General features: G+C 66.7%; 8 protein-coding genes. 4 read left to right on the forward strand and 4 right to left on the reverse strand.

Features of this window, described 5'->3' with window-relative positions; all coding sequences use genetic code 11:
* The first annotated feature begins 128 nt into the window (after positions 1-128).
* Positions 129-2,579: a sensor histidine kinase gene (locus A6A05_RS12555; RefSeq protein WP_245644291.1), complete on the forward strand. Its 2,451-nt coding sequence runs from the start codon at positions 129-131 to the stop codon at positions 2,577-2,579.
* Positions 2,580-2,735: 156 nt separating this feature from the next.
* Here A6A05_RS12555 and irrA read toward each other — a convergent pair whose 3' ends face one another.
* From irrA to A6A05_RS12575, 4 genes are all read right to left on the reverse strand, one after another.
* Entirely contained in the window at positions 2,736-3,155 is a 420-nt protein-coding gene (gene irrA / locus A6A05_RS12560) for an iron response transcriptional regulator IrrA (RefSeq protein ID WP_082910931.1), read from the reverse strand.
* A gap of 145 nt (positions 3,156-3,300) precedes the next feature.
* Positions 3,301-4,701, reverse strand: a complete 1,401-nt coding sequence (locus A6A05_RS12565) for an NAD(P)H-dependent flavin oxidoreductase (RefSeq protein ID WP_068501523.1) — start codon at positions 4,699-4,701, stop codon at positions 3,301-3,303.
* A gap of 102 nt (positions 4,702-4,803) precedes the next feature.
* Positions 4,804-5,505, reverse strand: coding sequence for a glycerophosphodiester phosphodiesterase family protein (locus A6A05_RS12570; protein WP_068501526.1), 702 nt, complete (start codon positions 5,503-5,505; stop codon positions 4,804-4,806).
* On the reverse strand, positions 5,505-5,912 hold the full coding sequence (locus A6A05_RS12575; RefSeq protein ID WP_068501529.1) for a hypothetical protein: 408 nt from the start codon (positions 5,910-5,912) through the stop codon (positions 5,505-5,507). The genes A6A05_RS12570 and A6A05_RS12575 overlap by 1 nt, the downstream gene beginning before the upstream one ends.
* A gap of 106 nt (positions 5,913-6,018) precedes the next feature.
* Between A6A05_RS12575 and ccmA the strand changes: the two genes are divergently transcribed.
* From ccmA to A6A05_RS12590, 3 genes are all read left to right on the forward strand, one after another.
* Positions 6,019-6,687, forward strand: a complete 669-nt coding sequence (gene ccmA, locus A6A05_RS12580; protein WP_068501532.1) for a heme ABC exporter ATP-binding protein CcmA — start codon at positions 6,019-6,021, stop codon at positions 6,685-6,687.
* On the forward strand, positions 6,684-7,349 hold the full coding sequence (ccmB, locus tag A6A05_RS12585; RefSeq protein ID WP_068501534.1) for a heme exporter protein CcmB: 666 nt from the start codon (positions 6,684-6,686) through the stop codon (positions 7,347-7,349). Before ccmA ends, ccmB begins: the two co-directional genes overlap by 4 nt.
* 91 nt (positions 7,350-7,440) lie before the next feature.
* Complete coding sequence (locus A6A05_RS12590) at positions 7,441-7,608, forward strand: hypothetical protein (RefSeq protein WP_156521043.1); 168 nt, start codon at positions 7,441-7,443, stop codon at positions 7,606-7,608.
* Positions 7,609-7,904: the final 296 nt, after the last annotated feature.

Consider the following 7,904-nt stretch of genomic DNA (forward strand, 5'->3'; position numbering starts at 1 on the left):
CGGAATCCCCTTCTCGGACTGGCCGCTGGTGTATCACCCGCCGCCTGGCCTGTCAGCCTACTTGTCATTTCGGCCTGGCCCCGGCACTGTGGCGGCCATAGGGAAGGGGAACCAGGATCGTGCCGAGAGTGGCGCTTACCGCCTTGCTGACGACCACCGCCTTGCCGGCCCTGGCGCAGATGCCGGCCGGCCCGGCCGAGGTGCCGCCGTCGCTGTGGCTGGACCCGCTGGCGATGGTGCTGGGCGCCGCCGTGCTGGCCTCGGTGGTGGTGCCGCTGTTCGCCTGGCAAAGGCTCAGGCTGTCGCGCCTGATCCAGACCACCGCCGAGAAGGAAGCCGAGGCCCAGGCCCTGCTGGAATGCCTGGCATCGGCACCCGACGGCTTCTATTGCTGGATGGCTCCGCCCAGCCCGCTGGAAACCTGCTCGCGCCGGCTGGCGGTGTTGCTGGGCCTGCCCAAGGGCACCGAGTCCGATTTCGAGGACGTGCTGGCGGTGTTCGCGCCCGAGGACGGCCTGGCGCTGGAGCGCAAGGTCGGCCTGTTGTTCGCAGATGGCGCCGGCTTCGAGATGGAACTGCCGCTGCCCGGCCAGAACCGCACCGTGCGGATCACCGGGGCGCGGGCCGCCGATGCCGACGGCGAGCGCCTGGCCGATCTGATCTGGGCCTCCGACGTCAGCGCCGGCGCCGCCATGGTCGATGACCTGGCCCGCTCGCTCCAGGCTTTGGCCTCCGACACCACCTATCTGAAGGCGCTGATCGACGCCCTGCCGATGCCGGTGTGGCTGCGCGACGAGGATCTGTCGATCCTGGCGGTCAACCGCGCCTATGCCCAGGCGGTGGATTCCGCCTCGACCGAGGCGGTGGTGCACGCCCAGATCGAGCTGGCGTCCGACAATCTGGTCCGCGAGGCCCGGGCGCTCGCCGCCCGCGCCCGCGCCGCCGGTGCGCCGCGCTTCGAGCAGTTCCATCTGGTCCTGGCCGGCGAGCGCCGACTGGCCCAGATCGCCGAAATCCCGGTCCAGGTCGGCGACACCTTGCTGACCGCCGGCCTGATCCAGGATGAAACCCGGGTCGAGGAGCTGCAAAGCCAGCTCGACCGCCACGTCGCCACCCAGGGCGAGGTACTCGAGCGTCTGGCCACTGCCATCGCCATCTTCACCCCCGATACCCGCCTGGCCTTCTTCAACACCGCCTTCACCAAATTGTGGCGGCTGGAACGCGACTGGCTGGCCGGCCAGCCGACCTATGGCATCTGGCTCGACACCCTGCGCGAGCGCCGGCTGTTGCCCGAGACCGCCGATTATCGCGCCCACAAGGAAGACGAGCTCAAGCGCTTCATCTCGCTGATCGAGCCGATCGAGACGCTGATGCACCTGCCCGATGGCCGCACGCTGCGCCGGGTGGTGTCGGCCCATCCCCATGGCGGGCTGATCTTCACCTTCGAGGACGTCACCGACAGCCTGGCGCTGGAACGGTCCTTCAACACCGCCATGGCGGTCCAGCGCGAGACCCTGGACCATCTGCACGAAGGCATCGCGGTGTTCGGCGGCGACGGCAGGATGAAGCTGTCCAACCCGGTCTTCGCCGCCCTGTGGGGGCTCGAGCCCGAGACGCTGCGGGCGGCCCCCCACATCAACGAGATCGTCGAGCGCCTGAAGCCGTTCTTCGATGGCCGCCCCGACCGCGCCTCGACCTGGCTCCTGGCCCGCGAGCGGCTGATGTCCCTGGTCAACCAGCGCAGCGGCACCACCCGGCTGGAACGGCAAGACGGCACCATCCTAGCCTGCGGCGCGGTGCCGCTGCCCGACGGCGCCTGCTTGCTGACCTTCCTGGATGTCAGCGATTCCGCCCGCGTCGAGCAGGCGCTGATCGAACGAAACGAGGCGCTGGCCGCCGCCGACACCTTGAAAAGCGAGTTCATCGCCAATGTCTCGGCCGAGGTGGCCAAGCCGCTGACCACGGTGATCGGCTTCTCGGAAATGCTGGCCGCCGAATATTTCGGCAAGCTCAACAAACGCCAGTCCGATTACATCAAGGGCGTGCTGGAAGCCGGACAGACCCTGAAGGGGCTGGTGGCCGACATCTTGGACCTGGCCGCCATCGAGGCCGGCCAGATGACCCTGGAACTGGACGTCGTCGACATCCACCCGATGCTGGCCTCGGTGCTGGGGCTGGTCAAGGAACGGGTGCGCGAGAAGAAGCTGGTGCTGGATTTCGACTGCCCGCTGGATATCGGCTGGATCATCGCCGACCAGCGCCGTCTGCGCCAGGTGATGTTCAATCTGATCGGCAACGCCGTCAAATTCACCCCGTCCGGCGGGTCGATCACGGTATCGGCGCTGCGCGACGGCGCCGAGCTGGTGCTGACCGTCGCCGATACCGGCCCCGGCATCTCGACCGCCGACCAGGGCCGGGTGTTCGACAGCTTCACCCGCACCGCCGCCGACGGCGCCGGCTTAGGGCTGACCCTGGTCCATCGCTTCGTCGATCTGCATGGCGGCCGCGTCGCCCTGGCCTCGGCCGAGGGCCAGGGCACCATCGTCACCGTGCGCCTGCCGACCGGGGCGGCGCCATAACGACGAGGCGCCCCAAAAGGGGCGAGCTTTAAAACGACAAGGCGCCCCAAAAGGGGCGAGCCTTAAAACGACAAGGCGCCCCAAAAGGGGCGAGCCTTAAAACGACAAGGCGCCCCAAAAGGGGCGCCGGGCCGGTTCATTCACAGGAAAGAGAGGTCAGCCGTTAACGCGGACGATCACTTCGACCCGGCTGATGTTGAAGCCCTCGGGGGCATCGGGAATCTTGGTCAGCCCCACCATCTCGGCCGGGATATCGGCAAGCTTGCCGCTTTTCTCGAAGAAGAAATGATGGTGGTCGCTGGTGTTGGTGTCGAAATAGGACCGTCCGGCATCGACCACGATCTCACGCAGCAGACCGACATCGGTGAATTGGTGCAGCGTGTTGTAGACGGTGGCCAGCGACACCCGGATGTTGCTGGTCAAGGCTTCCGAATGCAGCTGTTCCGCCGAAATATGACGGTCGCAGCCGTCGAACAGCAGCCGGGCCAAGGCCAGGCGCTGGCGGGTCGGACGCAGCCCGGCTCCGCGCAAGCGGTCGAGAGCATGCCTGTAAGGACGAACGGTAACCATGGTCATGACGAGCCATCCCTGTCTGCGGCGACGTCGCTCTCCTCTGTTTGGAAGAGGAGTTCCTCCAAACTAGCACAGAGCCGGTTGAAATTTAAAGGATTTCAACCGGCCTTCTGTGACCTTGGTCAATTTGCGCCGCAGCAAATACTTCTTAATCACCCGTCGCCAGACGATCGACCAACTGGCGGACGGTGGGGATGAAGCCGTTGGCATAGAACGGATCGCCGCCGAAGCGGAAGGCGTTGTGGCCGGCGAACATCAGTTCATGCTCGACATCGCCGCCATGGCCGATGTTCTGCAGGGTCTTCTGGATACAGAAGCTGCGCGGATCGGCCTTCTTGCCATTGGTGCCGGCCTCGTTCTGCGCCCAGTTCGAGAAGCTGCACATCGACAGGCAGCCCATGCAATTGACCTGATCGCGGCGGATTTCCTCGGCCTTTTCGGCATCGACGAACACCAGGGTATTGTCGGGCGTGCGCAGGGCCTCGGTGAAGCCGGCCTGCATCCAGGCCAGGGCGGCTTCCTTGTCGTGCGGGGTCACCCACACCAGGCGGCCGCGGGCGCCGATCGGCAGTTCGGCGACATGGTCGCCCATGGCTTCCGAGGAATAGGCGATCTGGCGATGGGAGCGGTCGACCAGCTCCTGGATGAAGCCGTTCTTCACCGCCGACGAATAGAAGCCGGTCGGGCTGAAGCGGTGCAACAGCACGTCGCCCGGCTTCAGGGCCAGCAGGCGCTTCTTCCAGGCGTCGGAAATCGGGCTTTCCTGGGTCAGCAGCGGACGGGTGCCGAACTGGAAGGCGATCGAGCCCAGCTCGGGATTGCCGATCCAGTCGGACCATTCCTTGAGCGCCCACACGCCGCCGGCCATGAAGATCGGCACCGCGTCGGACACGCCGCACTCGCGCATGGTGGTGCGCAGGTCGCGCACGCGGCCCATCGGCGGCTCGGGCTTTTCCGGGTCTTCCGAGTTGGACAGGCCGTTATGGCCGCCGGCCAGCCAGGGATCTTCATAGACCACGCCGCCCAGCAGCTCGCCATACTTGTGATAGGCGCGCTTCCACAGGGCGCGGAAGGCCCGCGCCGACGACACGATCGGATAATAATAGACGCCGTAGCGGGCCACGATCTCGGCGACGCGGTACGGCATGCCGGCGCCGCAGGTCACGCCGTGGATCAGGCCCTTGGCCCCTTGCAGCGCGCCTTCCAAGATGGCCTCGGCGCCGCCCATCTCCCACAGCACGTTCATGTGCAGCCGGCCCTGGCCGCCCGAGATGTCGTGGGCGATGCGGGCCTGGGCGATGGCGCCACGAATGCCCATCTCGATCAGCTCGTGATGGCGCTCGGTGCGGGTCTTGCCAAGATAGACCGCTTCCTTGATCTGGCCATTCTCGTCGTAATCGTCGGCATTGACGCCCGAGAAGGTGGCGACGCCGCCGGCCGCCGCCCAGGCGCCGGAGCTTTCCCCGTTGGACACGTTGATCCCCTTACCGCCTTCGACCAGGGGCAGGACTTCACGACCGGAAATAACGATGGGATCGAGCTTGAACAAGGTGAAACAACTCCGTATCGGCAAGGGACGGCTTTGAAACCCGTCGGCGGACCCTATTTCTAGCCAGCCTTCGCGCGCAATGCTACCGCCGTGGTGAAAAATTCATGACATGGCCGCGCTTTTTCCGGCCAACAGATCGGGTCGGTCGCTGAACAGGGCCGATACACCGCGCTGCAGCAAATGGTCGGCACGCCCAGTGCGGTTGACCGTATAGGCCAGTACCCGCAAATCGTGTTTCTTAAGGATGGTGATCCGCTCGGCGGTCAGGCGAGAGTGTTCGGCGGCGACGATTTCGCATCCCAGGGTCAGGGCGCGCGCGGCCGTGCCGGCGGTCACCCTGCCGACCAACAGACCGCGCGGCCAGGAAGGGCATTGCTCGGCCGCCACCGCCAGGGCGCGCGGCGCGAAGCTCGAGACCAGCACCGGCCGGTCCCACAGGTCGCGGGCGACCCTCAGGGCGGCGCCGGCGGTGGCCGCCTCGGCGCCGCGATCGGGCTTGATCTCGATATTGACCGCCAGCCCCAGCGAGCGGCACAGATCCAGCACCTCGGCCAGAATCGGCACCTGGGGGGCATGGCGGCGCAACTGGGCCAGCGGGCAGGCCGCCACCGGGCCGGTCAGGGCGGTGGTGCGGTCAAGATGATCGTCGTGAAAGACGATGGGGACGCCATCGGCGGTCAGGCGGGTGTCGAACTCCACCATGGCGCAGCCCAACCGGGCGGCCAGGGCGAAGCCCTCGAGGGTGTTTTCGGGGGCAAAGGCGGCGGCGCCGCGATGGCCGATGATCGCCGGCAGCTCCAGCATCAGCTGGTCGGCACGCCGCGCAGGGTCGCCAGCACCTCGTCGAAGCAGGCCTGGTCGCTGATCACCTGGGGGCTGCGCACGGCGTAATGGGCGACCCGGTGGGTGGTGCCTTCCTCGTACAGGAACAGGTCCAGCGTGCAGGAGCGGACGCGGTATTGCCAGATTTCCGCCGGGGCATCCTTGCGGGTGAAACTGGGCTGACCCAGAACCGCGGTAACCTGGCGGGCGTTCAAGCCCTTCAGGCGGGCCGGATTGGTGACGTCGGGCGGCGGCAACGACGCTTCCTGGGGGGCGCTGTCCATGTCCTGACCGGCGCCGGCCGTATTGGGCCTGGCGCCCGATTGCGGATCGGCGGCGCAGGCGGCCAGCAGAAGAACCAGCGAGGGCACGACAACAAGGCGGCGCATGATCGGTTCCCGGGGGGCGGAAAATCGGGCGGATTATAGCGTGCGCCGCTTGTGCCGCAACGACTGTCTCTTTGCGTCGCGCGGTCTTTTCTGCCATACAGCGGCGATGAGCTTCACACCCTCGCCCCCACCCTTTTCCGGTTCCCAGCTCGGCTGCATCCGTGGCGGCCGGGTGGTGTTCGCCGGCCTGTCGTTCCAGGTCACGCCCGGCGACGCGCTGGTGCTGCTGGGCCCCAACGGATCGGGCAAGTCCAGCCTGCTCAGGGTGATGGCCGGCCTGTTGAAGCCGGCGACCGGACGACTGGCCTGGGGCGAGCAGGCGGTGGCGGAAGAGCCCGAGCTGCATGCCGCCCGCACCCATTATGTCGGCCACCACGACGCGGTGAAGCCGGTGCTGTCGGTGGCCGAGAATCTGCGCTTCTGGGCCCGCCTGCACGAGCCCCATGCCGGCCGCGCCGCCGAATCCGTCGAGACGGCGCTGGACCGCTTCGGCCTGGCCCATCTGAAGGACATTCCCGGCAAGATGCTGTCGGCCGGCCAGAAGCGGCGGACCAACCTGGCCCGCCTGCTGGCCGCGCCCTCGCCCCTGTGGCTGCTGGACGAGCCGACCACCGCGCTGGACAAGCGTTCGATCGCCGAGCTGGAACGGGTGTTCGCCGAACATCGCGGCCAGGGCGGCATGGTGGTGCTGTCGACCCACATGGATGTCGCCCTGCCCGGGGCCAAAACCCTGCATCTCGACGAATTCTCGGTCGAAGAGGAAGACGAGACATGATCCGCTTCCTCGAAGTGGTGCGCCGCGACCTGCGCCTGGCCCTGCGCCAGGGGTCGGACAGCATCATGGTGGTGACCTTCTTCGTGCTGACCGTGGTGCTGTTTCCGTTCGGCATCGGCCCGGAATCCGGCATCCTGGAGCGCGTCTCGGCCGGCATCTTGTGGGTGACGGCGCTGCTGGCCTCGCTGTTGTCGCTGGATCGCCTGTTCCAGGCCGATTACGAGGACGGCTCGCTCGAGCTTCTGGTGCTGACGCCGACCTCGCTGGGCATCGTCGTCGCCGCCAAGGTGGTGGCCCACTGGCTGACCACCGGCCTGCCGCTGCTGCTGGCCGCACCCATCCTGGCGGTGCTGCTGCACATGAATGCCGACGGCTTCGGCGTGCTGATGCTGACCATGCTGATCGGCACGCCGATCCTGTCGCTGGTCGGCGCCATCGGCGCCGCCCTGGTGCTGGGCGCCCGGCGCGGCGGCGTGCTGCTCTCTCTGCTGATCCTGCCGCTTTACGTGCCGGTGCTGATTTTCGGGGTCGGCGCCATCGATGCCGCCGTCCAGGCCCGCTCGGCCGAGCCGCATCTGTTGATCCTGGCCGGCCTGCTGGCCGCCGCCCTGCCGCTGGCACCCTGGGCCGCGGCGGCCGCCCTGCGCCAGGCGCTGGAATGATTCGTTCTGGAAATCTTAACTAAAGCTACCATATGCTGTCTTGGTCCAGCATAAGGAGGCCGACATGTTGATTCCAGATCGGGATGAGATCATGAGGTCCGCACGCTTGATGGTGCTGCGCTATGGCAACCATGCCGCGGCCATCGCCCGCGAGGACATCGCTACCGCCAAGTTCGGCCGCGAACAGGATTTGGCCTTCCTGGTCTTGAACGAGGTGGAACGGATGGTGCTGACCGGCACGGCGCCGACCACCCACTGACCGGTCGGGCGGCGGGAAGGAAGGATTTCACCACAGAGGCACAGAGGTTATGTGCCGCCGGCGCCGTATCGGGTTCCGTCCGCCGTGGAGCGATTCGGAGTCTGTCCGAGTGTGGTGGAACCGGATGTTCCACACCCCTCGCCGTCATGGCCGGGCTTGACCCACTGCTGTCCGGTTTAATTTAGTGGACTGAGTGCACGGCGTTGATTCTACTCGTGTTCAGACGTTTGGCGCGTCTCCTGGACACGAATTGGAGCAACACCGTGCGGCATCAGAATAGCGTTTTTCATGACTTG

Source organism: Magnetospirillum moscoviense (genome assembly GCF_001650635.1).
In the GTDB taxonomy this organism is placed as follows: domain Bacteria; phylum Pseudomonadota; class Alphaproteobacteria; order Rhodospirillales; family Magnetospirillaceae; genus Magnetospirillum; species Magnetospirillum moscoviense.